This window comes from Spirulina subsalsa CS-330, from assembly GCF_028330765.1.
GTDB lineage: Bacteria > Cyanobacteriota > Cyanobacteriia > Cyanobacteriales > Spirulinaceae > Spirulina > Spirulina subsalsa_A.
Genome location: NZ_JAQMTY010000079.1, coordinates 1 through 25,184 on the forward strand (window position 1 = coordinate 1; position 25,184 = coordinate 25,184).

Consider the following 25,184-nt stretch of genomic DNA (forward strand, 5'->3'; position numbering starts at 1 on the left):
AGGATAAATCAATGGCGTTAGTCGTTGAGCCTAGCAACCCTCTGCAACTCTCGTTGTTTGAGTGGATAAATGGTCAGGTAACTGGCTGTTCAGAATCTCCCACTATAGCCCGTAGGGTTTAGTGGGGGAGTATGTCAAGGACTCGCCCGGCTTCGTCTGTTGTGTTCCCGTGAATCCTTCAGTGAGTCTATCTGAGACAGAAAAAGAGATCCCATGTGGGATCTCTTTTTCTGTTAATTCAGCTTCATCGCGACAGTTGGACGTTGGGGTTAGTTCATCCCTAGGTATTCAGCTTCAGCTTCAAGCTGCTTCACTAAATCTTCGTTGCCAGAAGAGCGGGCAGATTCTAAGCGTTGTTGGAGGCTTTTACGCAGGTTATCGCGGTGGTTGGCTGCGGTGTTGCGGAGTACTTCTTTGCGTGTTTGGTTCAACATAATTAATCCCTCGATCGAAATAAAATGGTCTAAATCATTGGGGCACACTTTTAAGATATCACCATTCTCTGATAAATCGGGTTTTGTAACGAAAAAAGTAACAATTGCTACAGAATTTTAGCGGTACTTTCTTTTGATTTCTAAGGATTTTCTTTCGATCACATCATAATGTTGACCTTGCTCACTGACTTTGGGGTTCAAGATGGTTACGTCGGTATCTTGAAAGGGGCGATCGCCTCCATCGCGCCCCATTGCCCTGTCATCGATTTAACCCACCAGATTCCCCCGCAAAATATCGCAGCCGCCCGGTTTTGCCTACTCAATGCCTATCGCTATTTTCCGCCGGGCACGGTGCATGTGGCGGTGGTTGATCCGGGAGTGGGGAGCGATCGCCGCGCCGTCGCGATTCAGATTCAGGAAGGGTGGCTTGTGGGCCCGGATAACGGCCTGTTTAGTGGTGTTTTGCAAACCTCGCCGCCCCTCGCCGCTGTGGTGTTAAATCATCCCCACTATTGGCGCACGCTCCACCCTAGTACCACCTTCCACGGTCGGGATATTTTCGCTCCTGTGGGGGCGCACTTATCTTTAGGCGTGCCGCTCACAGAACTCGGCGATCCGATTGATCCAACAGGTTTAATCACGCTGCCGTTACCCGCAGTGACAGCAGACGCGACGGGACTCCAGGGCACGATTCAGCATATTGACCATTTTGGGAATTTAATCACGACAATTCCAGGGGAACGGCTGCGCGATCGCACCTGGGAAATCCAATTTGGCGATCGCACCCTCCCCGCCGCCCACAGCTACAGCGATCAACCCTGGGGGAGCGCGATCGCTTTAATCGGGAGCCATGGCTGGGTTGAAATTACGATCAATGGCGGTAATGCCCAAGCCCAGTTACAGGGGAAAATCGGCGCAGAGTGCCACTTGATTTGGTTGGATGACAGGGGCGCGATCGTGCCGTGAATCACGATTAACTCCTGTGAGAAACAAGGGGCTTCAGCCCCTTGCCCGCGTACCTACCGCAGTTGATCGTTGAGAAATTCCAGGGTTTTCTCCCAAGCATCCAGCGCCGCCGCTACCACGTAGCGCGTCCCCGACGGATTCGCGAAGGCATGACCCGCACCGCCATAAAGATGCACCTCAACCGATTTATTCAAATCCTTGAGAATGCGCTCAAATTCTGCCACGGTTTCCGGGGTCGGGTTGGTATCTTCCGCGCCAAAGAAGCCAATGATCGGCATTTCCAGGGTTGCCAGTTGTTCCGGATCAGTGGTGATGCCGCCGCCGTAGTAAATCACCGCTGCATCGAGTTCATCGGGGAACAGCAACGCCGTATTCAGCGACCAAGTACCACCAAAACACCAGCCCAAGCTAGCAATTTTCGGGGCTTGCTGGGTTTCGTCTAAATAGGCGTAGGCTTGGCGAATGTTGGCGCGGGCGGCCTCTAGATTGTTCTGCACTGTGCCGACTAGGGCGCGGGCTTGGTTGGGGGCTTCGGCCACTGCACCGTTGTAGAGATCGATCGCGAGGGCGGTGTAGCCTTCCCCGGCGAGGCGGCGCGTCATCGTTTCAATATTTTCATTCAGCCCCCACCATTCGTGAATGACGATGATCGCGGGGCTGGGTTCAACACGGTCGGCGGGGCGGGCGAGATAGCCCTGAATGGGTTGATCATCGTCGGTCATGCCATAGGCGACGGTTCCGGCGAGGACAGCTTGACGGGGGGCAAATTCAGTAATGGCCGATGCGATGGGCTGATCGCTGCGGTGCAGGGTATGGAGGCGATCGCTTTGGGCCATGGATTCCGGTGCTTGCACCATCGCCCAAAACAGAATGGTACAGCAGGCCGCGATCGCAGCAAGGAGAGCATTGCGCATAGTGATCGATGGGGATGAAAAACGCCCATAGTGTAACGAATTTGAAACACAATTGTGGCTAGAGCAATCCTATTTGATTCATAAACAGGCAAGGGGCTTAAGCCCCTTGTTGGCGGGGATTATAGATTTACGATTGATTGAGGATCGCTATATACTGGTGCAAAAGTATTAATCAAAAGCCATGACAACGTGGAATTACGAAACAGCGATCGCTGAACTCGAAACCCTAATCACTCAACTGGAAACCGGTAACCTCCCCCTCGAACAAGTTTTTCAACAATTTGAAACTGCCACCCAACACCTGCAACAATGTGAGGCATTCTTGCAACAGGGTCAAACCCAAATGACCCTCCAGATCGAAACCCTCACCCCGCCCGATTCCCCCTAGCAGCCATGCCCAACTTTCGCCCCAAAGCCCCCTATCTCGTCCTGATTTTTGGCTTAGGGTGCATTGTCGCGAGCCATCTCCTCGTCCCGATCAATCCGGAATACAGTCTCCCCGGCATCCCTGAATGCTTCAGCGTCGCCGTCCTGAGTGGCCTCCTCTACTACGCCCTCTACGGCGCGACATCCCTGCGCCGCCCCCACTGGCTGATCCGCCCCCGCGAAAAATTTTTGCTGGGCTATATTTGGGCGATCGTGCTGCTGATTACGGGACCGCGGGCGTTGTGGTCGCTGTTTTTCACCCCTGGCCAAGCCTGGACTCCCTGTCTTGCTGTGCCTGGCCTGGCCCTCAAACTTGAATGTTTCCTCCAAGCTAGCTACAACAACACCTACGGCCTCCGTACCTACTTCACCCTCGTGATTGCGACCCTGTTGGGAACCCTGGCGTTTTTGTTGGCCCGAACGGTGCGCGGGGGCGGAACATTAATGTTAGGGGCGATCGCATTTGGGCCGGTGTTGGTGGCGATCGCAAACTTCATCTGCATCGCCTTGGGGATTGAGCAACTCCTGCCCCAGTGGTTGATGTATAACGACTTCACTGGCTTTGCCTTCGCCCGCTTCACCCAAGTGTTTGGGAATCCAAGTTGGGTTTGGCCCTATTTTGCGCCGGGGTTAGCGATCGCAATTTGGCGAATGCTCACCGCCTCCCGGTATGGACAACGCTTGATTGCCGTAAACGTGAGTCTGCTGCTCTTGAGTAGTATTTTGAAGAGCCAACAAAGCGGCGCGATCGTGCTTTGTTTTGTGTATATTCTGGTCTGTAATAGTTATGCCCTCTATCTATGGCATCGCAAACTATTTTGGGGCTTGTGTGGTTTAAGCACCACCCTACTTTTGATTGGGTTGAGTAGCGATCGCGCTATCCAATTCATCCTCGCCCAGAATAGCCCATTTATTGATCAGTCACGCCTCGAAATTTGGTCATCTGCCTTGATGATGTTCCGAGATTCGCCGATTTTGGGTCATGGCTATGCCAGTTGGTTTCAAGTGTTGAAACAGTATCCTACTAGTTATGGACTATTTGACACAGCCCACAATTTTTATGTGCAAGTTTTGGCAGAATTGGGCTTAGTCCATGCGTCCTTAATCTGGATCGCGTTGCTCCTGATGAGCTTGACCAGTTTTGCGAACATCGCTCAAATGTCCAAACCCAATCATTTAAAGTTGCTCACAGTCTTAGGAATTTTTGCATTTTTAGTATCAACCGCAGTGCAAGAAGTCGATTATTTACGGCCAATCTTCTACATTCACACCATGTTTTGGGGTGGATTAATCGGGTATCAACGGCCACCGGATACCCCAGTACTGCCGCAACCTTCTAGAACTGCAACCCGATGGAATACGTTCATTCAAACAGTACAAATAAAACAAGCATTTCTCAATCGTCCTGTTTTTAACACGCCCATCGCAGCCATCGGTCAACGCCTCAGTCAACCCATCATTAAACTGATCAAAATCACCGGCATTCAACCAAAAACCCGCCATGGTTTAGTCGCTTTAAGTGGTGTGGCAACGGTGGGCTGTTTGTTTTGTTTGTTGAATTTTAATCTCGGTGCGTCGGTGTTTGAGGCGGATTTAACCCAACCGGGGTTTATTGCCCGCTGGTTTGGCCCCCAAGTCCGGTTAACGGCCTTTGGTAGTTTGGCGAATAAATCCTATTCCATCTACTCAGCAGGGCCTTACGCTTACCCCATGACTGTGAACCAAGCGGGAGATTTAGCGGTTACAACCGATGCTCCTACGGATGAATTATGGCTCTCTCCAGAAAATGGCAATGTGTTATTGCCCAAACATCATACCTATACCTTTGAACCCGCGTTTGGGGTCGGGAGTCGCTGGGTGAGTGTGCTCACGCCGCCGCCCTTTGTGCAGTCAAATTTAGGGATGGCGTGGTCGCGGGGGATGGGGCCGTGGGAGGAGTTTGAGGGGGTGACGGGGCGATGGTGTGGGGCGGATTGTTGGTTTGTGGCGAAGAGTTGCGGAAGGCGCGATCGCCTTGACTTAACCCTAGCCGCGCCCCGACCCGATTTAGCACCCGATGGCGCGATCACGGTGGCATTCACCGCCTATTCTCTACCGGCTGACAATCAATTTTCCCGTCAATCCCTCAGTGGCACGATGGAGAAATTAAGCCAACAAACTCTAAAATTCAGCGCCCAAGAACAGCCAAAAATTGAAGTGAATGGTTCTCCAGATACAGCCTGGTATCTTGTCCATGCTGCAACATTTTCCACCTTTACAGAACCGCCTGCGGAGGATGGAACTCCAGGGCGTGAGTTAGGGGTGGCTGTGTTGGAATCCGACTGTCAGGGTCTCCGCTAAATTCTGCATAGATTCACCCGTCCGGCAGCGGAAACCGCGATCGCACTCCCCTCTACACGCTTCGTCCGGGTTAATGTCACAATGAAAGATAGTGATTTTATTCTCTGCACCTGTAAAACGACTGATGGCTAAGACCCCTCCATCCCTGACTGGACAAGCAATTCGTGAGCAATTTCTCAACTTCTACGCCGCGAAGCAGCACAAAATTCTCCCCAGTGCATCGCTTGTGCCTGAAGATCCGACCGTATTGCTGACGATCGCGGGGATGTTGCCGTTTAAGCCAATTTTTCTCGGTCAAAAGCCCGCACCTTGCGATCGCGCCACGACTTCGCAAAAATGTATCCGCACCAACGATATTGAAAATGTGGGGCGCACGGCTCGCCACCATACGTTTTTTGAAATGTTGGGGAATTTTAGTTTTGGGGATTATTTTAAGGAGCAAGCGATCGCTTGGGCGTGGGAATTGTCCACCGAAGTCTTTCAATTGCCGCCAGAGCGATTAGTGCCCAGTGTGTTCCGAGACGATGACGAAGCCTTTGCGATTTGGCGTGATCAGATTGGGATTCCCGCCCATCGGATTCAGCGCATGGGGGAGGAAGATAATTTTTGGAAATCCGGCCCCACGGGGCCCTGTGGCCCCTGTTCTGAGATTTATTATGATTTTCATCCGGAACTAGGGGATGATCACATTGATCTCGAAGATGATACGCGGTTTATTGAGTTTTATAACCTCGTATTTATGCAATATAACCGTGATGCTGAGGGTAATTTAACCCCCTTAGCTAAGCAAAATATTGATACGGGGATGGGCTTGGAGCGGATGGCGCAAATCCTGCAACAAGTGCCGAATAATTATGAAACAGATTTGATTTTTCCGATTATTGAAACGGCGGCCAACATTGCCGGAATTGACTATTACAAAGCCGATCAAACTACCCAAGTTTCCTTAAAAGTGATTGGGGATCATGTGCGATCGGTGATGCACATGATCGCCGACGGGATCACGGCCTCGAATACCGATCGCGGCTACATTTTGCGGCGGTTGATTCGGCGGGTGGTGCGTCATGGGCGGTTGATTGGCATTGAGGGAGCGTTTATTAATCAGGTTTTGGCCAGTGCGATCGCTGTCTCCGAATCTGCCTATCCCAATGTGCGCGAACGGCAAGGGGCGATCGAGGCGGAACTCACGCGGGAAGAGGCGCAATTCCTCAAAACCCTGAGCCGGGGTGAAAAAATGGTGGCAGATATTCTCGCGGCGAAACCGGAGCAGATCAGCGGCGTGGAAGCCTTCACCCTCTACGATACCTACGGGTTTCCGCTGGAATTGACCCAGGAAATCGCGGAAGAGCAAGGCATTACCGTGGATGTGGCGGGGTTTGAGGCGGAAATGGAGTTACAGCGCGATCGCGCCCGTCAAGCCCACGAAACCATTGATCTCACCGTTCAAGAAAGCCTCGATCAATTGGCGCAAAACGTCCACCCGACGGCGTTTCTCGGCTATACCGAGGTGCAAGCGACAGCGAAAATTGTGGCACTCTTAATCGACGGTAAAACCACGGAGCAAGCCAGCGCGGGCGCGACGGTGCAAATTGTCCTCAATGAAACGCCGTTTTATGCGGAATCGGGGGGGCAAATTGGCGATCGCGGCTTCCTCAGTGGCGATGATTGGGTGATTCGCATCGACGATGTGCAAAAGGAATCGGGGATGTTCATCCATTACGGGCGCGTCGAACGGGGCACGGTGCAAACGGGCACAACCGTGACGGCAACCATTGATCGCGCCTGCCGCCGTCGCGTCCAAGCGAACCACAGCGCCACCCACCTCCTGCAAGCGGCGTTAAAATTACTCGTTGATCCGGCGGTGTCCCAAGCGGGTTCGCTGGTGGATTTCAATCGGCTCCGGTTTGATTTCAACTTGAATCGGGCCGTGAGTCGCGATGAATTGGCCCAAATCGAAGCCCAAATTAATACCTGGATCGCCGAAGCCCACGATGCGGATGTGGCGGTGATGCCCATCGATCAAGCCAAGGCTAAGGGCGCGACGGCGATGTTTGGCGAAAAATATGGTGCGGACGTACGGGTGATTGATTTTCCGGGGGTGTCGATGGAACTCTGTGGCGGTACGCATGTGCGCAACACGGCGGAAATTGGCGCGTTTAAGGTGATCAGCGAGGCGGGGATTTCCTCCGGGGTACGACGGATTGAAGCGGTGGCGGGCCCGGCGATCCTCGATTATCTTGCCGTGCGGGATCAGGTGGTGCGGGAGTTGAGCGATCGCTTTAAAGCCCAGCCGGAGGAACTGATCGAGCGGGTTGATAAATTGCAAACGGATTTGAAAGCGACCCAGAAGGAGCTAGAAGCCGCAAAGGGAGAATTAGCGATCGCCAAATCTGACCAACTCCTCAACGATGCCGAAACCGTGGGCGACTTCAAAATTCTGGTGGCCAACCTCGGCGACCTCGACCCCAAGGCCCTCCAAACTGCCGCCGAACGCCTCCAGCAAAAACTCGGTGAAAGTGCCGTCGTTCTCGCCTCCACCCCTGCCGCTGATAAAGTCTCCCTCGTGGCGGCCTTCAGTCCCCAGGTCAACCAGGCGAAAAAACTCCAAGCCGGTAAATTCATCGGCGGCATTGCTAAACTCTGCGGCGGCGGCGGCGGCGGTCGTCCCCACCTCGCCCAAGCCGGGGGACGCGATGCCAGCCAACTCCCCACCGCCCTCGACACCGCCAAAACTCAACTGCGCGATGCGTTGAAATGACCCCTCACCCTAAATCCCTCTCCCGCCGGGAGAGGGACTTTGAACTATTCCCCTCTCCCAGCAAGAAAGGGGCTAGGGGTGAGGGTTACGGCAAATTCGCGAGAAAATCCGCCACCGAATCCGCAAATTTCTCATCATTGTATTGATCGAGAATGCGATGGTAGGCAACCCGTTGGCGATCGCGCACCTGTTGCGGATAGCGCAGCGCATAGAGTAATTTTTCTCGGAACGATGGGAGGTCTAAAGGATCACAGAGCAGGAGGCGATCGGATGCGTCTCCCAACGCCTCCGTAATCAACGGAATCCGCGTCGCCACCACCGGCGTATTTAACGTCAACGCCTCAAAAATTTGCGGCGGAAAATTCCCCTCCATCGTCGAGGTAAACGCCAACGCTGCCGCCTGTTGATACAAACCCTGCAATTCCGCATCGGACACATCTTCTAATAAGATCACCGCATCCTGTAATTGCAAATCGGTATACACCTGTCTTGTCCCCGGATGAATGTGAATATTCGCCGTCAACACTAATTTTAAATCCGGCAAATCACGCCGCAAATCCTTAAACAACTTCAGCAAAAATGACAGTTGTTTATTGGGGCGATCCTGCGTCGGATAAAATAAATATTGTGAGCTATTCATAACGTCCCGAACCTGCCTGCCAATCACGGCATCAACAGTCTCTATCTTCTGCATCAACAACGGAATCGGCAAGACGGTCATTTTCTCTGGTTCAACTTCAAGCACTGTAGTTGGTAAATAGGACTGACTAAAGTACGAAGCTGTAAAAATCCAATTCATTTGCTGAACGATCGTATAACCAATGCGGTCATGCCAGCGGTCTAAACTACCTGCAAACTTTTGTCCTCTAAAAAAGTGTGGCATGTAGTCTGGTAAATACACAGCTTTCCGATGCTTAATTAGCATACTTTCTGGAAACAGATAATAATGAGGAACTAAAACAAATGCTGTTTGCTCATCCTGATTCACCGTCTCTAAATATTCCAACTCGTTATACACCACCAAATGATCATAACGACGGTTGACAATATTGCTGTATTTCTTGATAATTTTAGGATGCACTTTGAGACGTTTCATCACTGCCGTTCCGGCCTTTAATCCCACTAAGCCAAGAGCCAAAAACGGCAATGCTGTAAAGTGAATCGCCAACCGCTTCAACCACACCCACTGCCAAAACCGCAACCAGCCCACCTTAATATTTTTACGACGATGCACCACTTGCGCCGTCCATTGCGATCGCTGTTCAATCCACGGCCACAACCACCGCCACGTCGTCGTATATTGACGGCGAATCTGTACCCAAGCCTTCCGCACTTTAGATTGATACCTTAACTCCGTATCTTCCGGATCAAGAAGTAAAAATTGCATCCGTCCGGGATAATCCTGCGCCTTAAAAAAACCATAACAGGCTTCCAACTGCCCCGCCCGACAGGTAATCACCACCTGATACGAGGTTTTCGCCAACACCGCCTCCACAAACTTCCGCACCACACGCGGAATCCCCTCCGACGATAAATATTGCCCCTGCTCATTCAATCGCACAATCGGCCCCGGAAAATGAAACAGCACATACAACCGCTTCAACTTATCTAACGCTGCTGGTTCATGACGTTTGGCGGGCAGGAGTACAGGCTGAGGGGGCGGAGTGCGATCGCGATTCATCTGTGTCATCACCCTCGCTAATGGCAAATCCTGATCAGACCCCAACGGCACAACCCGCATCCGCTGCTTCAACCAATCATGCTCACCCACCAACGCCGCCTCATCACAGGGTAAAACCCAAAAATCCCCCCGCTCTTGAATGGCTCGAAAATAATTCAATTTCCAGAATGTCTGAGAGAGTTGTCCTGGCGGGTCGTAAGCACGATAAAAAACCCGACCAGCATAGCGCGTCAGAATGCGCCCTAAATAACGAGGATCGGAAACAATCACGGCATCAATCTCGGAATAGTGGCGCGGTGCTGCGTCTGCCGCTGGATTGCCCGCCCCTTGCTGTATCCAGTCACCGTAAAGGTGTTCTAAAAAATCTGGCTGTAGCCCCAAGTGATCGAGGATCGGCTGATTTGATGCTACAATCTGCCTGGTTGACCGCGCTGAGGTGGACAGGGCTAAAATATTCCAGCCCTGCGATCGTAAGATATTAAGTTCATGATTAGATTCATGATCACAAACCCAAACAATAGTTAAAGACTGATCAATACTCATAAATAGTAATCTATATTCATCAAACACTTAGTTGACCCTGATGCCGTAATGCAACCTGATTCTTGCAACGCCAGAGCAAATCATATTATGTCATTTTTCTCGCCTTGGTTTTGTGAAATCTAAAAAATGAAGCAATTCAAATCAATCGCACGAAAAATCAAGACTAAAGTCAGTCATCTAGGGTTTAAACTGATGCAACTCTTGGATTTTTTGAAAATTCAAATTAGCATCGCGCTAGAACATCAGACAAACTCGCAAAAAACACCCCAACTTCTCGTTGATATCTCTGAACTGGTTCAAGAAGATGTTAAATCTGGAATCCAGAGAGTAGTTCGTAGTATTACCCTTGAGTTCCTCAAAAATCCCCCTGATGGCTATCGCGTTGAACCCATTTACTTTGATGGTCAAACCTATCGCTATGCACGCCATTTCACGCATCACACCTTCGGCGTTGCACAGGCTGATTTGCATGATCGGAAAGTCGCGATCGCATCCCACGACATTTTTCTCGGTCTAGACCTCAACTTTCGCTTCATGCCCGCCATTACCCGCGCCTGGTGGCAACTCAAGTATCGCAAGTTAAAAATTTACTTCATCGTCTACGATATCCTCCTCATCCGTCACCCCGAATGGTGGCCCCCCGGAGCCGATAACCTCCTCCGCCATTGGCTCGTAACCGTTGCTGAAATTGCCACAGGACTCATTTGTATCTCCAAAGCCGTTGCCGATGACGTTACCGATTGGCTGCACCATGAATCATCATTTCGCCATCCCCTTCCACAGATTGATTATTTCCACCTCGGTGCCGATATTGAAAACAGCGTCCCCACCACTGGATTACCAGAAAACGCCGAAACTGTCTTGACTTTACTCAAAAAACGACCTAGTTTTCTAATGGTCGGCACATTAGAACCACGCAAAGGCCATCAACAAGCCCTAGACGCATTTGAACTACTCTGGCAAGACAACACCGATATCAACCTTGTCATCGTTGGCAAAGAAGGCTGGCTCGTTGAATCCCTCATTCACCAAATCAACACTCACCCAAAACTCAATCAAAATCTCTTTTGGCTCCAATCCATCAGCGATGAATACCTCGAAAAAGTCTATGCAGCCAGCACCGCCCTCCTCGCCGCATCCTACGGCGAAGGCTTTGGTCTCCCCCTCATCGAAGCCGCCCGCCGCAACCTCCCCATCATCGCCCGCGACATCCCCGTCTTCCGCGAAGTGATTGGGGAAAATGGACACTACTTCATCGCTCAACATCCAGAACACTTAGCCGAATCCATTAGAAACTACTTGGCAGTAAAAAATCAGTCAGACTGGCACACTAATAACAACTCGCTCAATTTCATGAACTGGAAGAAAAGCTGTTCAAAACTTCAAATCATATTCTCAGAATAGATGAAAATATTAGTTATAGGGTACTATATCAGCTTAATTGCATTTGGGATTAGTAACTCATTTGGAATTTCTTTGCAAAGTGAATTTTCATTGATGCAAGTAGATCCAGGGGACACACTGCTCAATAACTACTTTATGGAGCACACATTTAAATTTTTATTTGACCCCAAATATACAGCAAGGCTTTGGTCTCCAACATTTTTCTATCCCTATCGAGAAGTCTTAGCATTTTCAGATAATCTCTTTGGAACATTCCCTTTGTATGCAATGTTCCGATTGATATCTGAACCAACAGTAGCTTTTGTCCTCTGGGAAATTTCTTTATCTATTTTGAATTTTTCGAGTTTGACATACATCTTACGTAAACTAAAAGTTCATCCTATCTTGTCTGGATGGGGTGGATTCCTCTTTGCATTTGGAATGTTTAGAACTGCCAAAATCAATCATCCTCAGTTATTACCTCAGTTCATTACTCCTATAACTGTTTATATGACATGGATATTTCTGAAAAATCCATCTATCAAGATACTAATCTATTGTTTATTATTGCTTTACTGGCAAATACTTTCGGGAGTTTATTTAGGATGGTTTTTGTGCTTCGGCACACTAATCTTTCTGATAGCCACACTTACTTTGAGTCATGAGATAAGAAAAAAACTATTCAGCTTCCTACGAAAAGATATTAAAAAAATTATTACTATATTTCTTTGTTGGTTAATCTTAAACTTACTAACATTCTTTCCATACATCAAGGCAAAGCTTATCCTAGGGTCAAGATCTTACGATGAAGTCAAACTAATGATTCCTCGTATTCAGTCATGGTTTTCGGCACCATTTGAAAGTAATTGGTTCCAGTGGATAGGATGGATTTCTAAGGATCTCCCTGCTCGTGGCGAACACTTTATGTTTCCTGGAATCATAATGACTATATTAAGCATATTTTTTCTATCGTTATTGATTAAGTCTAAAAAACAAAATAGTAAACTGGATATACAGACTGCTTGCTTATCAACATTTCTGATTATATTCTGTCTTTCAATGTACTGGCCATTTATTGATATTTCTCTATGGCACTTTGTTTATATCTTTATACCTGGAGCATCGGTCATTAGAGCTGTTGCTAGGATCTGGTCTATTACTCATGTCTATCTAATTATTGGAATCTTAGTTTACTTAAACTCTTTTCTGAAAAATCAAAATTTTTGTCCGAAAAAGTTAAAATACTTTCTGATTTTGGGTATTTCTATCCTAGGAGTTTATGAACAAAGTTTTTTCAAGCTTGCACACTTTCAGAAAGAAATTTGGTTTAAAGAAGTGTCTGAAATTGTTGAAATTATATCAGCATCACAGTGTAGCTCTTTTTACCTATACTTAAACCCGCAAAAACCACCCTTTGAAAATCATATGCTTGCAATGTGGTCTGGGCTATATTCAAACATCCCTACAATTAATGGATACTCTGGAAATAGTCCAAAAAGTTATCAAGGAGATAATCAGACTATGAGTGTTCAAGAGTTGCGGGAATGGCTATTTCTAATTAATCGTAATTCATATCAGAATTTCATTCATGGAGATGTTTGCTTAGTTAAACCTAAAATACTGCAATCTTTCGATTCTTTGGAACTTAAAAATCGTGTCTCTGAAGAAACCATGTTGGTTAATACATCAGAAAACTTTTTAATTTACAAACTCAATAAGTAATGATCGAACACGATAAAAACTTTATAAATAAAAATTCATTTAGCCTGATACTATTAACTCTATCGTTTTTATGCATTACAGCATATTCGATTTTTGTGACGAGTAGTCAATACCAAACTGGATATTACCATTTTCATGATCTTGGTTTAATCAACGACTGGATCACTAATGCTATAAAAGGTAATCCATTTTATGTCACAGACTATGATATTAATCATTTAGGAAAACATTTCACACCTAGTTTACTCATATTATTTCCATTTTATTTAATAACAAATTCTCAGTATATTCTTATTTTTTTTGGCTGTCTGAGTATGGGCTGGATATTCCTAGAATCGACTTTTTTGATCGAGATTTACAGTAAAATTGAATTTAATTATGTATTTAAAAATAGATGGACGTATAGTCTAATATGTCTATCGAGTGCATTATTTACATCTAACTCATTTGTCAAAACCAACTTGATATCTGGTCATTTTGAAATATTTGCAATTCCGCTAATAATTCGATTGACTAGATACTTTATGTTGCAAAAAAATGATTGGATATTTTATGTTTTGCTATTGCTAACACTAGGAATTAGGCAAGATGTAGGCTTATTTTTAACATTCTTATTAATAGGCACTTCATTGAAATTAAGTAATATTCGAGAAAAAAGAATCTTCGCAATTAGAACATTATTAATTATTATTTTGATTTCTATAATGTGGCTTTTCATATCCGTAAAAGTTATTATGCCTTTTTATTCTGGAGGCAGTGATACAAATATTGGATTATGGCAGTCTTGGGGTTCAACATATCCTGAAATAATAGTCGGATTTTTGACACATCCGATGAAATTACTAGACTACATATTAAATAATAGTGCGGCGACAGACTTGTTTAAATCTTTTGGCTTTATATTTTTAATACATCCACTATCTTTTGTGACTGCTCATATACCTAGCATATTAATTTATACAATGGATCGGGTAGAAACTCGCGAACTATATTGGTATAATTCAGCATTTTTAATTCCTTCTTGCTTAGTCTTTTCTCTTTTTTCTGTATCTTCTTTATTGAAGTGGGTTGATCAAAAAAGTGATTTGAAGCTAAATTATTTTTTTCTAACCTTACTAATATCGCTATTGGTAATAGTAATTCCGGAAACACATGCTTCACCAGATTATTATATTCGCCCAGTATCTCAATATCAAAGAACTGTAGAAAGGCGCATACATAACCTTACCAAAAAATGTATCAAAAACACCAAAATATCAAGTGATTTAGTTACTTTTGTCTATCTTCCACTGAGTTCAGAGAAATTTTTATTACGTAACTGGAAATCATCTGACCTAATCATTTTTAATCCAATTCATGATCTGAGTATATCAGGATTAGAAAGTGGGCAAGATATTATCACAGAAATCAAGAACGATGGATTTGAAGAAGTCTTGTTCGATTCTAAAATTCTTGTATACTATAGGCCACAAAGCAATCAATGTTCATTTGATGAGTCGAACTTTCAATCTTGAATTAAATGTTAATAGTTGATGTAACACCGGTGGATGGGCGGCCGAGTGGGGTGGGGTTGTATGTGTGTCATTTGGTGCGGGAGTTGTGGGGGTTGGGGTGTGGGGTGCGGGGGGTGTATCAGCCGGGGATGAGGGGGTGGTTGCGGGGGAGGCGGGAGTTGCCGGGGGTGTTGCGGGAGTTTAACGATCGCATCCACCATTTCCCCTGTCCTGTGCGTATTTCCAATCTACTCCTGGACTGTTGGCCGCAATTTTTCGCCACCTATTTAGAGCCAAAACTGGGCTATCCTGAAATTTTTCACGGGACGAATTACACTGTGTTTCCGTTCAAACAGAGCCGTCAGGTTTTGACCCTCTATGATGTGACCTTTGCGCGGTATCCTCAGTATGTGAATCAGGTTGTGCAGCAATATGAGCGGCGGGTGAGACAGTGCTTAGGTTGGACAGATTTGGTGATTACGATTTCGGACAGTTCCAAACGGGATATTGTGCGTTATTTGGGGGTTGATCCAGATCGGGTTTGGGTGACTCCATTGGCGAGTCGCTATACTTCCGCAGATGTGCAAACATTGATCCGGAATACTGACTTACCTGCTCCATTTAATCATCCGACACCCTATCTTTTATTTGTGAGCACAATTGAGCCGCGCAAAAATGTCATTAGTTTAATTCGAGCCTTTAATTATCTCAAAGAACATCATCACATTCCCCATCAATTGGTTTTAATTGGGCGTAAAGGTTGGCTGTATGAACCGATTTTTGAAGCGATTGAGCGATCGCCCTACCGTGAAGATATTCATCATCTTAACTATGTGTCTGATCAATTAGTTGCTCAGTATTATCACCATGCGGATGCTGTGGTGTATCCGTCCCATTATGAGGGGTTTGGGTTGCCAGTTTTGGAGGCAATGATGTTTGGTGCGCCTGTCATTACGTCGAATACGTCGTCATTGCCGGAAGTGGCTGGGGATGCGGCGGTGATGATTAACCCGGATGATCCTTTAGAGTTGGCTGAGGGCATTTTTAACGTGATTGACGATCGCACCTTCCGCCAAGATTTAATTCAACGGGGTCGAGTTCAAGCTGCACAATTTTCATGGCGACAGACTGCCCAGGAAACATTAAAAGCATATCAATCGTTGTTATAAGTTGTTATGATTTATGCAGTTTTAAAACTAATTCGAGTCCATCAGTGGGTTAAAAATGGCTTTGTCTTTGCGCCTGTTTTTTTCGCGTCTCAGCTTAATCAATGGACAGTTTGGGCACAAGTTACGATCGCATTCTTTGCCTTTTCGCTGATGGCCAGTTGTATTTATGTGATTAATGATTATGTGGATATTGAGCGCGATCGCCTCCACCCAACGAAATGCGATCGCCCCTTGGCATCAGGTGCAATCTCTAAACCACAAGCCCGCTGGATTGTCGGAATTTTATTAACGATGGCGGTGGCTCTTGGTGTAACGTTGCCTTCCCCCGGAATTGTGATTATTTTGGGGTATTTTATAATGAATATATTCTATAGTTTTAAGCTTAAACACATTGCAATTATTGATATTACAATTATCGCCATCGGCTTTTTATTGCGAGTATTTTTAGGGGGTGTTACGACCCAAGTATTTATTTCGCACTGGCTAATTATGTTAACATTTCTCTTGGCAATGTTTTTAGGACTGGCTAAACGACGAGATGAGTATTTAATTTATCTGCAAGGCAAGAGTACACGCACATCGATTGAAGGATATAACATCGATTTTATTAACGTGGCGATGATGTTAACAGCATCGGTTACGGTTGTTACCTATATTATGTATACAGTTTCTGATGAAGTAATCCAGCGAGTTGGCCATTCTAATCTATACATCACAACCATTTTTGTGGTGTTAGGAATTTTACGCTATCTTCAGCAGACTCTGGTGTTTACCCAAAGTGCTTCACCCACTAAAATTCTCCTGTATGATCGATTTTTACAAGGTATTATTGGGGCGTGGTTAATCACCTTTGGTTATTTTCTATATCTGTAGTGTTGTGTTGCATGAATGAGGGTGGTTCAAATGAGTAATACAGTTCAGCAAACGTTGACGGGGTGGGGGCGTTATCCTGTGGTGAAAAGCACCGTGCAGCGTCCAGAAAATCTCTCGACTTTATCCCACAGTTTGTCCTCTAGTGCCTCTCAGTTGGCGCGGGGTTTGGGGCGGAGTTATGGGGATGCGCCGTTAAATCATTCGGGTCAGACCGTGTTGATGGAACGCCTCAATCGGATGGTGGCGTTTGACGCTGAGACTGGGCGATTGCGGTGTGAGGCGGGTGTGCCACTCCATGAGATTTTGGCGGTGTTTGTGCCGAGGGGTTGGTTTTTGTCGGTGACACCGGGGACGAAGTTTGTGACGGTGGGAGGTGCGATCGCATTCGATGTTCATGGCAAAAATCACCACTGTGCCGGATCATTTGCGCGTCATGTGGAATGTTTTGAGCTATTGATTGCGAGTGGAGAAATCCTCACCTGTTCGCGGACTGAAAATGCCGATTTATTTTGGGCAACGGTGGGCGGTATGGGGCTAACGGGGATTATTTTAGAAGCGGAATTTAAACTCAAAAAAATCGCGTCTGCTTATATCAAAAGCTTTAACATTAAGGCAAAAAATTTAGATGAAGCGATCGCCCTCTTTGCCCAGTACGAACCCCTCTATCCCTATTCTGTGGCATGGATTGATTGTTTAGCGACGGGGCGGAGTTTGGGGCGGAGTATTTTGATGTTTGGGGATACGGCTTCTCTGAGTGATTTATCACCTCAACAACAGGTGAACCCCTTGCCAATTCATGAACAATCAAAGTTATCGATTCCCTTAGATGCGCCATCAGTGTTGTTAAATCGCTACACCATGGGTAGTTTTAACCAACTGTATTATCATCGTCAAATGCAAAAAGAGCAGCGGGCGATCGCTCATTATGATCCGTTCTTTTATCCCTTAGATTTCGTTAATGATTGGAATCGACTGTATGGTAAACGGGGATTTGTGCAGTATCAATGTGTGCTGCCGATGGCAACAAGTCATGATGGCTTGACAGAGATTTTACAGCGTTCGAGTCAAAAGGGTTGGGCTTCATTTTTAGCGGTTTTAAAACGGATGGGAAACCAAGAAGCCGAGTTATTATCATTTCCGATGCCGGGGTATACCTTGGCGTTAGATATTCCGATTAAGCCAGGATTATGGGCATTTTTAGAGGAGTTGGATCAGGTTGTGATTCGGTGTGGGGGGCGGTTGTATTTGGCGAAAGATGCGCGGGTGAGTCCGGCGAGTTTTCGGGCAATGTATCCCCAATATGAGGATTGGTTAGCGATTAAGCGACAGGTTGATCCCGATAATCATTTTCGCTCAACGTTGTCGGAACGATTGGAGATTCAACCATGACCAAATCAGTAGTAATTATTGGAGCAACATCGAGTTTGGCGCGATCGCTGGCTCATCAGTTGGCTCAACGCGGGACAAATTTATATCTAGCGGCACGGGATGAGGTCGAACTCGATCGCATCGCTCAAGACTTAAAAATTCGCTATCACGTTTCGGTGGGTTGGAGTCGGTTTGAGGCGTTGGAGTTTGAGTCCCATCGGGAGATTTGCGATCGCATTCTCGCCGCAGCGAATCCCCTTGAAGGTGTGATTCTTTGCATGGGTGAACTGGGCAATCAACCCACTGCCCAAACAGATATAAATCATGCCCTGGCGATTATCCAATCTAACTACACCGGGGCGGTTTCAATCCTCACACCCTTGGCGAATGCGCTGGAACAACAGGGGTCGGGGTGGATTGTAGGGATTGGTTCGGTGGCGGGCGATCGCGGCCGCCAAAGTAATTATGTTTACGGTTCAGCCAAAGGTGCATTGACACTCTTTTTACAAGGTCTGCGCAGTCGATTAAGTAAAGTGGGGGTTCATGTGATGACGGTGAAGCCGGGATTTATGGATACCAAAATGACCTTTGGCCTGCCAGGGTTATTCTTAGTTGCCCAACCGGATGATGTGGCGCGGGATATTTTGAAAGCCGTGCAAAAGCGCAAAAATACGGTGTATTTACCCTGGTTTTGGTGGGGCATTATGACGATCATTCGGGCGATTCCCGAACCCATTTTTAAAAAAATGAAACTGTAGCCCCTAATCAGGATACTAAAAGTGCTGAGGCTGAACAGATGCGATCGCCCTCGAAAATGTCACAATATATCCTGATGCTTACTCCCATTTTTTAACGAATCCATGAGTCGTGTTTCTAACACCACTGCCCATGTCCGCATTACCCATCAATCATGGCAACAGGGTCGCATTGCCGGTGAGGTGCGAGCCTCCCACTATGCCTGGGAATTTCAATGGCAATTTCGTCAGGGAAACCTCAAGGTACAGCCGTCTTTGGGGCGGGCGTTAATTCTTGAACCCTTGAGCCGTTTTTTAGAACGCAGCGATTACCAACTCGAACCCGGCGGTAATTATGAATTCACCGTCCGCGCCAAATTGTAGAGCATCGGGTTGCCCTCATCCCCAACCCTTCTCCCGCTGGAGAAGGGAGCCGAAAGCCCTCTCCTGTGGGAGAGGGTTGGGTGAGGGTTAGATCCTAAAAAACCCTGTGATGACTGCATCACAGGGCTTAAGGGGGTGGTTTAACGTCGTGGGGATCGGGGAGTTGGCTGCGAGGGGGGATCGTGTGGGTCAATCGGGGGGAGCGATCGCACCTTCGACCCCGTAGCCTAAGCATCGCCATTCCGGACTTCTGCCGCCAGCGTCAACAGATCCGTCCAGCCCTTTTGCACTTTCTTCGCGGTCATCCCCGTGATGGCCATAATGTCCGCATCGCTCACCTGCTGTTGCTTCAACTCCAGCAGTTGTAATTGGCTATCGGACAATTGCGCCTGAAACACCTCCCATTGAGGATGGGTCATGCCTAACCGTTGGCTCACCCCAGCATCGAGCCATTGGTGAACTAACTCCCAGTGACTGGTGCGGGCGAATTTTTCCACATGGTATTTAAACCGTTGTTGGAGATAGTCCCGCTGGCGGGGGGTGAGGCCGAGGATGTCGTCAATTTCCGAGGCTGGTAGGTCTTGGAGTTTGAGGGCGAGATAATCGGCGCAGTCTTCGTGACCTTGGTTTTTGAGGTAGTTGAAGAGGGCATGGACAACGCGATCGCGCTTCACCGTTTCCCACAAGTCCGGCGTTTCTGTCACCATTTGGCTGCGTACCTGTTGCACCGTCGCCGAACGATGATGGGCTTCTGCGTCTGCGCCCTTGGGAAATTCCACCGCCTGTTCAATGTCCACGGCGGTTTCTTTCGGTTGACGACGGGCGAAGGTTTGGGCCCGGAGGATGATCAACTGTTGAGAATAGCCATTAGGTAAGGTGATCCGGCGTTTGGCGTATTGCTCCGTGAAGGCCATGTATTCCGCCAACTGCATCGGGGTGCGGGGTTGGTAGTCTTCTGGCACATCGTTTTCGCGGCGGAAGGCTTTCAAAGATTCCACATAGAAATCTTGCAAGAAGTCTTCAATCAACACGTAGCGACCGGAGAAGCCCAGTTGAGCCTGGGTCGGGGCGATGTGCCGATACACCATCACGCTCAGGTTGCTGTGGAGTTCGACGCGCCCTTGCTTGGAGCCGAGGCGATGGTAGGCGAGGCATTTTTTGAGACGGTGCTGACCGAGATAGAGGAGATGGGAGGTGATGTCACCGGATTTTTGGATGCGATCGCTCTTGCTACAGACGCGCTCCACTTCCGTCGTAATCCGCGCCACCACCGCTTTGGCAGACCGGGACACGGAACCCACTTGGCGGCGAATGTCATCAATTAAGATCCGCTCTAAGGAAAAGGAGGTGGGACTGTCTTTCTCCGGATAGTCAGCAACCGCTGGAGAAGCTTGAGAGGTGGAGTAAGCAGAGTTTAGCGTTTCAACGTTCATGGTAATGCCCCAAACACAGTAGGAAAGGTATTGAGTGGTCTAGCGAGCGGCTTTGGACTTCCGCCCTGCTCTACACTTTGACTGTATGGTGATGCCATGGCTCCTGGATCTGGGCTTGTGTCACAACCTCAAACCTGTCAATGAACGCGCCCAGGAAAGCGATCGCAGTTCCCCAGACTCGACACCCAGAACAAAAGAGCCAGAGCGGGTTTAAACCATTCTGACTGGGGTGAGGCGGTTGGAGGATGAATCTCGGCTTCATGAGACAATTGAAAAATTGGGTTAATCCGCCCCAATTGTCCGAAATCACGACGAGGTGTTTTGTGGGGGGGCGATCGCTAACCCTAGTCACGGTCAATCATCCAATCTTGCAGGGCATCCACCCCCAACCCAGCCCGCACCATGTGGGGGGTATCGGTGGTGAGATCGAGAATCGTGGAACTCTTAAACCCCAGTTCAACCCCCGTATCGATGATGATATCCACCACCGGATCAAGGGCATCAAACAAGCGCATCCGTTCAATCCCTAGGGTGGGTAATGTCCCGTCCTCATCCGCTGGTACATAGGCAGAGGTGGAAACCACTGGGTTTCCGAGGGCCGCTAAAATCGCCTGACAGACGGGTTGATTCGGGACACGAATGCCCGTGGTTTTCCGTTTGGGATTCATCACCACGCGGGGTACGAGTTTCGTAGCGGGTAAGAGAAAGGTATAGGGCCCCGGAATTAAACCGCGCATGATTCGATAGGCTTGATCAGCAACAAGGGCATATTCAGCAATGTTGGACAGGGATGAACAGAGGAAGGTTAAGGGTTTATCGTTGGCCATCCGTTTTAGCTGTCGCACTCGCTTCACGGCGGCGGGGGCATTGAGGTCACACCCGATCGCATAAACAGTATCGGTGGGATACAACATCACAGCCCCTCCCCGCAACGCTCGAACTATGGACTCTATTCGGTCAGTTTGCGGATTATCCGGATGGATTGAATACAGAATCGCCATAACGTAGAAATTGAAACATTCAACAATGAACCCCAGACCCGCCACCCCCACAGGTTAAGCTGATATTTACGGCTTAGAGAGGTAGGGTGAACAATGACCAAAATCGCCTATTTTGATTGTCCGACGGGGATTGCGGGCGATATGTGTTTGGGAGCATTGGTGGATCTCGGCGTTCCCCTAGAGTACTTGATTGATCAGCTTCATGGGCTAGGGATGGCGGGGGAGTATCGGCTGCGATCGCACCCCATCACCCACCACGGCCAACAGGGGACGAAAGTCCATGTGGACCTCCAGAAATCCGACCATCCCCCCCATCGCCATCTCCCCGAAATCACTGCCCTCATCCAGGGCGCAAAACTGCCCCGCCAAGCCCGTGATTGGTCGCTCCAGGTGTTTGAACAGTTGGCGATCGCCGAAGGAGCCGTCCACGGCATCCCCCCGGAAACCGTCCATTTCCATGAAGTGGGCGCAGTGGATGCGATCGTCGATATCGTCGGCACTTGTATCGGCCTCGATTGGCTCGGTGTCAGTCGGGTCTATTGTTCCGCCCTCCCCACCGGCAGCGGCACGGTCAAGGCCGCCCATGGTCGTCTCCCCGTGCCCGTCCCCGCTGTGCTGAAACTGTGGGAAACGCGCCACGTCCCGATCTACAGTAATGATCTGGAGGGCGAACTCGTCACCCCCACGGGAGCGGCGTTGATGGTCACCTTAGCCCAAAATTTTGGCACTGTACCGCCCATGCAAATCCAGAAAACCGGCTGGGGTGCGGGGACGAAGGCCTTGCCGCTGCCGAATATGGTGCGCGTGTGGATTGGCACACCCACCGCTGCCGCTGAGACCGGGGCCACCGATCCCAACGCTGACGACCTCGAAACGGTGATCGTCCTCGAAACCCAGATTGACGATGCCTCACCCCAAGCGATCGCCTATGCCCAAGCCCAACTGTTCACCGCCGGGGCCCTCGATGTGTTCACCCAAGGCATTCAAATGAAAAAATCTCGCCTTGGCACGCTGATCACCGTCATCTGTCCCCCCGCTGCCGTGGCCGCCTGTGAAGCGGTGCTCTTTCAAGAAACGCCCACCCTGGGGATTCGGCGATCGCCCCAACGCCGCCGCATCCTTGCCCGCCGCTTCCACACCGTCACCACCCCCTACGGTGATGTCACCCTGAAAATTGCCTCCCAGGGCGATCGCATCCTCAACATCCAACCGGAATACGAAGACTGCGCCACCCACGCCCAAGCCCACGGCATCCCCTGGCACACCGTCCACCAAGCCGCCCTCACCGCCTGGGAGCAACACCAATGAATCCCCCGCCCCATACAATCAATCCTGATCCCCGATAATTGATCCTGATCCTGAATCGTCGCCAATCGCCTAGGGGCGCGATTCCCTACCCACCCCCAACCCGATGACCTTAAATCCACCCACTCAAGCCAAAACGCGATCGTGGACTCAAGCCTTTCGCTACCTGATCCCCTTCCTGGATGGGGATGTGGCCCATTGGTCGATGGAAGCGCGATTGCTGCGGTGGTTAACGTTTCTTTGGTTATTTTTGGGGTTGATGGTGCTGTTTTCCGCCTCCTTCCCGGTGGCCGATGCGGAATATGGCGATGGGCTGTATTACTTCAAGCGTCAATTGGTATGGATTGCCTTGGGGATGGTGGGGTTTAGTGTGGTGGTGCGATCGCCCATCCGCCGCCTCCTCAATCTGGCCCGCTGGCTGATGCCCTTTTTTGTCTTTCTCATTGTCATCACCCTCATTCCCGGCATCGGCACCACCGTCAACGGAGCCACCCGCTGGCTCACCCTCTTCTTCATTCCCCTCCAACCCTCAGAACTGATCAAACCCGTTCTCATTTTGCAAAGTGCCTCGATCTTCGGTCGCTGGCCAAAATTGCCGTGGATTGTGCGGGGCATCTGGTTGAGCATTTTTGCCATCATGCTAGGGGCGATTCTCCTCCAACCCAACCTCAGCACCGCCGCCCTCTGTGGCATGAGTCTCTGGCTGATGGCGTTGGCTGCGGGCCTGCCCTGGCTTGCGCTCTGGGGAACGGCTGGCTCTGGTTTAGTCTTGGGACTCTTCAGTATTGGCATCCAAGACTACCAACGCCGCCGGGTGATCTCGTTCCTCAATCCCTGGGCTGACCCGATGCAGGACGGCTATCAACTGATTCAAAGTCTTTTGGCGGTGGGGTCGGGGGGCCTGTGGGGATCGGGGTATGGCCTGTCGCAACAAAAATTATTCTACTTGCCCATTCAATACACAGACTTTATTTTTGCGGTTTTCGCCGAAGAATTTGGCCTCGTGGGCGGGATCTTGCTGCTGCTCCTCTTGGGCTGCTATGCGACGCTGGCGGTGTGGGTGGCGCTGAAGTCTCGCTATGCAGTGCATCAACTGATTGCGATGGGGGCGATGATTTTTCTGGTGGGGCAGGCGTTGGTTAATATTGCGGTGGCTACGGGGATGCTGCCGACCACGGGGCTACCGTTGCCGTTCTTTAGCTATGGGGGCAGTTCGGTGATTGCGAGTTTAGCGATCGCGGGCCTCCTGATCCGTGTCGCCCGCGAAAGCACCGTTGCCGAAGTGGTGTCCCTCCAGGGCCGCCGCACCAAGCCCCATTCCACCCCCCCGAATCCCACCCCACCCGAAAACCCTTAAAGCAGGGTGGTACACTGGGCTATGGGCTGATGGCCCTCTGTTGATTCAACTCTGCGGACTAAAATCTGTGGCTTCGCTTCGTTCTTCTCGCTCACCGGCTTGGCAACGCTTCACCCTAACCCTGCTTGCTCAGGGGGTGCGCCTTTGGCGTGATCCCCAAACTCGACGCTTGGGTCAATGGGGGGTCGGCACGGGGGGCGCGATCGCACTTTGCCTGTGGAATTGGCAACTCGTCCTCTCCACCAGTGCCGGAGTCGGGGCGATGCTCTCGGTCTATTGGCTACAAACGGGCCAATGGCGGAAATATTGGGCCACGGTGCAGCGGGTGCTAGATGGCCCGCAACAGCCCCTTGTGATTGCGGTGGCCAGTGGGGGCGGCATGGCGATCGCCACCTATCTCGCCAGCACCCTCTGGCTCACCACCGAAAACCATTGGCTCGCCACCAGTGAAATTCTCCAAAGCATCGGCATCATCGCCATTCTCGGCCTACTGATCAGCCAGTTTCTCCACCAACACCGCCACCACCTCAACCACCGCTACGATCGCCTCGTCTGGGCCCTCAGCCATCCCAACCCGATTAAACGCCTCTTCGCCGTCCGCAAACTGAGCCAAGCCTACCCCCGCTACAGCCGCAGCCAACGGGCACACCTGCGCGAATATTTCCTCCTCTCCCTCAGCCAGGAAGACCATCCCCGCGTCCAGCACGCCCTCGTCGCCACCCTCAACCACATCGATCCCGCCCTCCTCTCCCACACCGACCGCCAACCCCTCCACCTCCCCCTCCACCTCAAACACCCCATCCCCGAACCCCACTGGGTCGAACGATAAGCAAAAACCCCTCATCCAGCGGGCGAGGGGTCAATTCAGTAGGGTGGGTTAGGCGGCTTAAACTCCTGATA

Annotated in this window: 20 protein-coding genes; 15 read left to right on the top strand and 5 right to left on the bottom strand. The window is 49.4% G+C overall.

The window, feature by feature from the left end:
- Positions 1-269: 269 nt before the first annotated feature.
- Complete coding sequence (pirA, locus tag PN477_RS05225; protein ID WP_272116739.1) at positions 270-434, bottom strand: arginine synthesis PII-interacting regulator PirA; 165 nt, start codon at positions 432-434, stop codon at positions 270-272.
- Between the two features lie 168 nt (positions 435-602).
- On the opposite strand from pirA, the gene PN477_RS05230 reads away from it, so the two are divergent.
- On the top strand, positions 603-1,400 hold the full coding sequence (locus PN477_RS05230; protein ID WP_272116741.1) for an SAM hydrolase/SAM-dependent halogenase family protein: 798 nt from the start codon (positions 603-605) through the stop codon (positions 1,398-1,400).
- Positions 1,401-1,453: 53 nt separating this feature from the next.
- Here the strand turns inward: PN477_RS05230 and PN477_RS05235 are convergent, their stop codons facing one another.
- Positions 1,454-2,314, bottom strand: a complete 861-nt coding sequence (locus PN477_RS05235; protein WP_272116744.1) for a dienelactone hydrolase family protein — start codon at positions 2,312-2,314, stop codon at positions 1,454-1,456.
- A 181-nt stretch (positions 2,315-2,495) separates the two neighbouring features.
- On the opposite strand from PN477_RS05235, the gene xseB reads away from it, so the two are divergent.
- The 3 genes from xseB to alaS all read left to right on the top strand — a co-directional run bounded on the left by xseB (position 2,496) and on the right by alaS (position 7,838).
- A complete protein-coding gene (gene xseB, locus PN477_RS05240) occupies positions 2,496-2,702 on the top strand; it encodes an exodeoxyribonuclease VII small subunit (protein ID WP_072620719.1) in 207 nt (68 codons plus the stop codon).
- Positions 2,703-2,707: 5 nt separating this feature from the next.
- Positions 2,708-5,080 carry an O-antigen ligase family protein gene (locus PN477_RS05245; RefSeq protein WP_272116746.1) on the top strand — a complete coding sequence of 791 codons (2,373 nt, stop codon included), beginning with the start codon at positions 2,708-2,710 and terminating at the stop codon, positions 5,078-5,080.
- A 124-nt stretch (positions 5,081-5,204) separates the two neighbouring features.
- Positions 5,205-7,838 carry an alanine--tRNA ligase gene (alaS, locus tag PN477_RS05250; RefSeq protein ID WP_272116748.1) on the top strand — a complete coding sequence of 878 codons (2,634 nt, stop codon included), beginning with the start codon at positions 5,205-5,207 and terminating at the stop codon, positions 7,836-7,838.
- A gap of 85 nt (positions 7,839-7,923) precedes the next feature.
- Here alaS and PN477_RS05255 read toward each other — a convergent pair whose 3' ends face one another.
- The gene (locus tag PN477_RS05255) at positions 7,924-9,900 is read right to left on the bottom strand and encodes a glycosyltransferase (RefSeq protein WP_272116750.1); all 1,977 of its coding nucleotides are present in this window, start codon (positions 9,898-9,900) and stop codon (positions 7,924-7,926) included.
- Between the two features lie 354 nt (positions 9,901-10,254).
- Between PN477_RS05255 and PN477_RS05260 the strand changes: the two genes are divergently transcribed.
- From PN477_RS05260 to PN477_RS05295, 8 genes are all read left to right on the top strand, one after another.
- A complete protein-coding gene (locus tag PN477_RS05260) occupies positions 10,255-11,466 on the top strand; it encodes a glycosyltransferase family 4 protein (RefSeq protein WP_272116752.1) in 1,212 nt (403 codons plus the stop codon).
- Positions 11,467-13,167, top strand: coding sequence for a hypothetical protein (locus tag PN477_RS05265; RefSeq protein ID WP_272116754.1), 1,701 nt, complete (start codon positions 11,467-11,469; stop codon positions 13,165-13,167).
- Positions 13,167-14,681 carry a DUF2079 domain-containing protein gene (locus PN477_RS05270; protein WP_272116755.1) on the top strand — a complete coding sequence of 505 codons (1,515 nt, stop codon included), beginning with the start codon at positions 13,167-13,169 and terminating at the stop codon, positions 14,679-14,681. The genes PN477_RS05265 and PN477_RS05270 overlap by 1 nt, the downstream gene beginning before the upstream one ends.
- 5 nt (positions 14,682-14,686) lie before the next feature.
- The gene (locus PN477_RS05275; protein WP_272116757.1) at positions 14,687-15,829 is read left to right on the top strand and encodes a glycosyltransferase family 4 protein; all 1,143 of its coding nucleotides are present in this window, start codon (positions 14,687-14,689) and stop codon (positions 15,827-15,829) included.
- Between the two features lie 6 nt (positions 15,830-15,835).
- The gene (locus tag PN477_RS05280) at positions 15,836-16,702 is read left to right on the top strand and encodes a UbiA prenyltransferase family protein (RefSeq protein ID WP_272116760.1); all 867 of its coding nucleotides are present in this window, start codon (positions 15,836-15,838) and stop codon (positions 16,700-16,702) included.
- A gap of 30 nt (positions 16,703-16,732) precedes the next feature.
- Positions 16,733-18,091, top strand: coding sequence for an FAD-binding oxidoreductase (locus PN477_RS05285; RefSeq protein WP_272116762.1), 1,359 nt, complete (start codon positions 16,733-16,735; stop codon positions 18,089-18,091).
- Positions 18,088-18,828 (top strand): SDR family oxidoreductase, encoded by a 741-nt coding sequence (locus tag PN477_RS05290; RefSeq protein WP_272116764.1) that lies wholly within the window; start codon positions 18,088-18,090, stop codon positions 18,826-18,828. Before PN477_RS05285 ends, PN477_RS05290 begins: the two co-directional genes overlap by 4 nt.
- A 102-nt stretch (positions 18,829-18,930) precedes the next feature.
- Positions 18,931-19,188, top strand: coding sequence for a DUF3146 family protein (locus PN477_RS05295; protein ID WP_272116766.1), 258 nt, complete (start codon positions 18,931-18,933; stop codon positions 19,186-19,188).
- A gap of 227 nt (positions 19,189-19,415) precedes the next feature.
- Here PN477_RS05295 and PN477_RS05300 read toward each other — a convergent pair whose 3' ends face one another.
- The gene (locus tag PN477_RS05300; RefSeq protein ID WP_272116769.1) at positions 19,416-20,621 is read right to left on the bottom strand and encodes a HetZ-related protein; all 1,206 of its coding nucleotides are present in this window, start codon (positions 20,619-20,621) and stop codon (positions 19,416-19,418) included.
- 344 nt (positions 20,622-20,965) lie between these two features.
- Positions 20,966-21,622 (bottom strand): L-threonylcarbamoyladenylate synthase, encoded by a 657-nt coding sequence (locus tag PN477_RS05305; RefSeq protein ID WP_272116771.1) that lies wholly within the window; start codon positions 21,620-21,622, stop codon positions 20,966-20,968.
- Positions 21,623-21,715: 93 nt separating this feature from the next.
- On the opposite strand from PN477_RS05305, the gene larC reads away from it, so the two are divergent.
- The 3 genes from larC (at position 21,716) to PN477_RS05320 (ending at position 25,113) form a co-directional block, all read left to right on the top strand.
- A complete protein-coding gene (gene larC / locus PN477_RS05310) occupies positions 21,716-22,930 on the top strand; it encodes a nickel pincer cofactor biosynthesis protein LarC (RefSeq protein WP_272116772.1) in 1,215 nt (404 codons plus the stop codon).
- Between the two features lie 103 nt (positions 22,931-23,033).
- Positions 23,034-24,284: an FtsW/RodA/SpoVE family cell cycle protein gene (locus PN477_RS05315; protein ID WP_272116774.1), complete on the top strand. Its 1,251-nt coding sequence runs from the start codon at positions 23,034-23,036 to the stop codon at positions 24,282-24,284.
- A 67-nt stretch (positions 24,285-24,351) separates the two neighbouring features.
- Positions 24,352-25,113 (top strand): hypothetical protein, encoded by a 762-nt coding sequence (locus PN477_RS05320; RefSeq protein ID WP_272116776.1) that lies wholly within the window; start codon positions 24,352-24,354, stop codon positions 25,111-25,113.
- The last annotated feature ends 71 nt before the right edge of the window (positions 25,114-25,184 follow it).

Coding starts and splice junctions, on each gene's coding strand:
- pirA (WP_272116739.1), bottom strand. CDS start 434: ATGTTGAACCAAACACGCAAAGAAGTACTCCGCAACACCGCAGCCAAC.
- PN477_RS05230 (WP_272116741.1), top strand. CDS start 603: ATGTTGACCTTGCTCACTGACTTTGGGGTTCAAGATGGTTACGTCGGT.
- PN477_RS05235 (WP_272116744.1), bottom strand. CDS start 2,314: ATGCGCAATGCTCTCCTTGCTGCGATCGCGGCCTGCTGTACCATTCTG.
- xseB (WP_072620719.1), top strand. CDS start 2,496: ATGACAACGTGGAATTACGAAACAGCGATCGCTGAACTCGAAACCCTA.
- PN477_RS05245 (WP_272116746.1), top strand. CDS start 2,708: ATGCCCAACTTTCGCCCCAAAGCCCCCTATCTCGTCCTGATTTTTGGC.
- alaS (WP_272116748.1), top strand. CDS start 5,205: ATGGCTAAGACCCCTCCATCCCTGACTGGACAAGCAATTCGTGAGCAA.
- PN477_RS05260 (WP_272116752.1), top strand. CDS start 10,255: ATGCAACTCTTGGATTTTTTGAAAATTCAAATTAGCATCGCGCTAGAA.
- PN477_RS05265 (WP_272116754.1), top strand. CDS start 11,467: ATGAAAATATTAGTTATAGGGTACTATATCAGCTTAATTGCATTTGGG.
- PN477_RS05270 (WP_272116755.1), top strand. CDS start 13,167: ATGATCGAACACGATAAAAACTTTATAAATAAAAATTCATTTAGCCTG.
- PN477_RS05275 (WP_272116757.1), top strand. CDS start 14,687: ATGTTAATAGTTGATGTAACACCGGTGGATGGGCGGCCGAGTGGGGTG.
- PN477_RS05280 (WP_272116760.1), top strand. CDS start 15,836: ATGATTTATGCAGTTTTAAAACTAATTCGAGTCCATCAGTGGGTTAAA.
- PN477_RS05285 (WP_272116762.1), top strand. CDS start 16,733: ATGAGTAATACAGTTCAGCAAACGTTGACGGGGTGGGGGCGTTATCCT.
- PN477_RS05290 (WP_272116764.1), top strand. CDS start 18,088: ATGACCAAATCAGTAGTAATTATTGGAGCAACATCGAGTTTGGCGCGA.
- PN477_RS05295 (WP_272116766.1), top strand. CDS start 18,931: ATGAGTCGTGTTTCTAACACCACTGCCCATGTCCGCATTACCCATCAA.
- PN477_RS05300 (WP_272116769.1), bottom strand. CDS start 20,621: ATGAACGTTGAAACGCTAAACTCTGCTTACTCCACCTCTCAAGCTTCT.
- PN477_RS05305 (WP_272116771.1), bottom strand. CDS start 21,622: ATGGCGATTCTGTATTCAATCCATCCGGATAATCCGCAAACTGACCGA.
- larC (WP_272116772.1), top strand. CDS start 21,716: ATGACCAAAATCGCCTATTTTGATTGTCCGACGGGGATTGCGGGCGAT.
- PN477_RS05315 (WP_272116774.1), top strand. CDS start 23,034: ATGACCTTAAATCCACCCACTCAAGCCAAAACGCGATCGTGGACTCAA.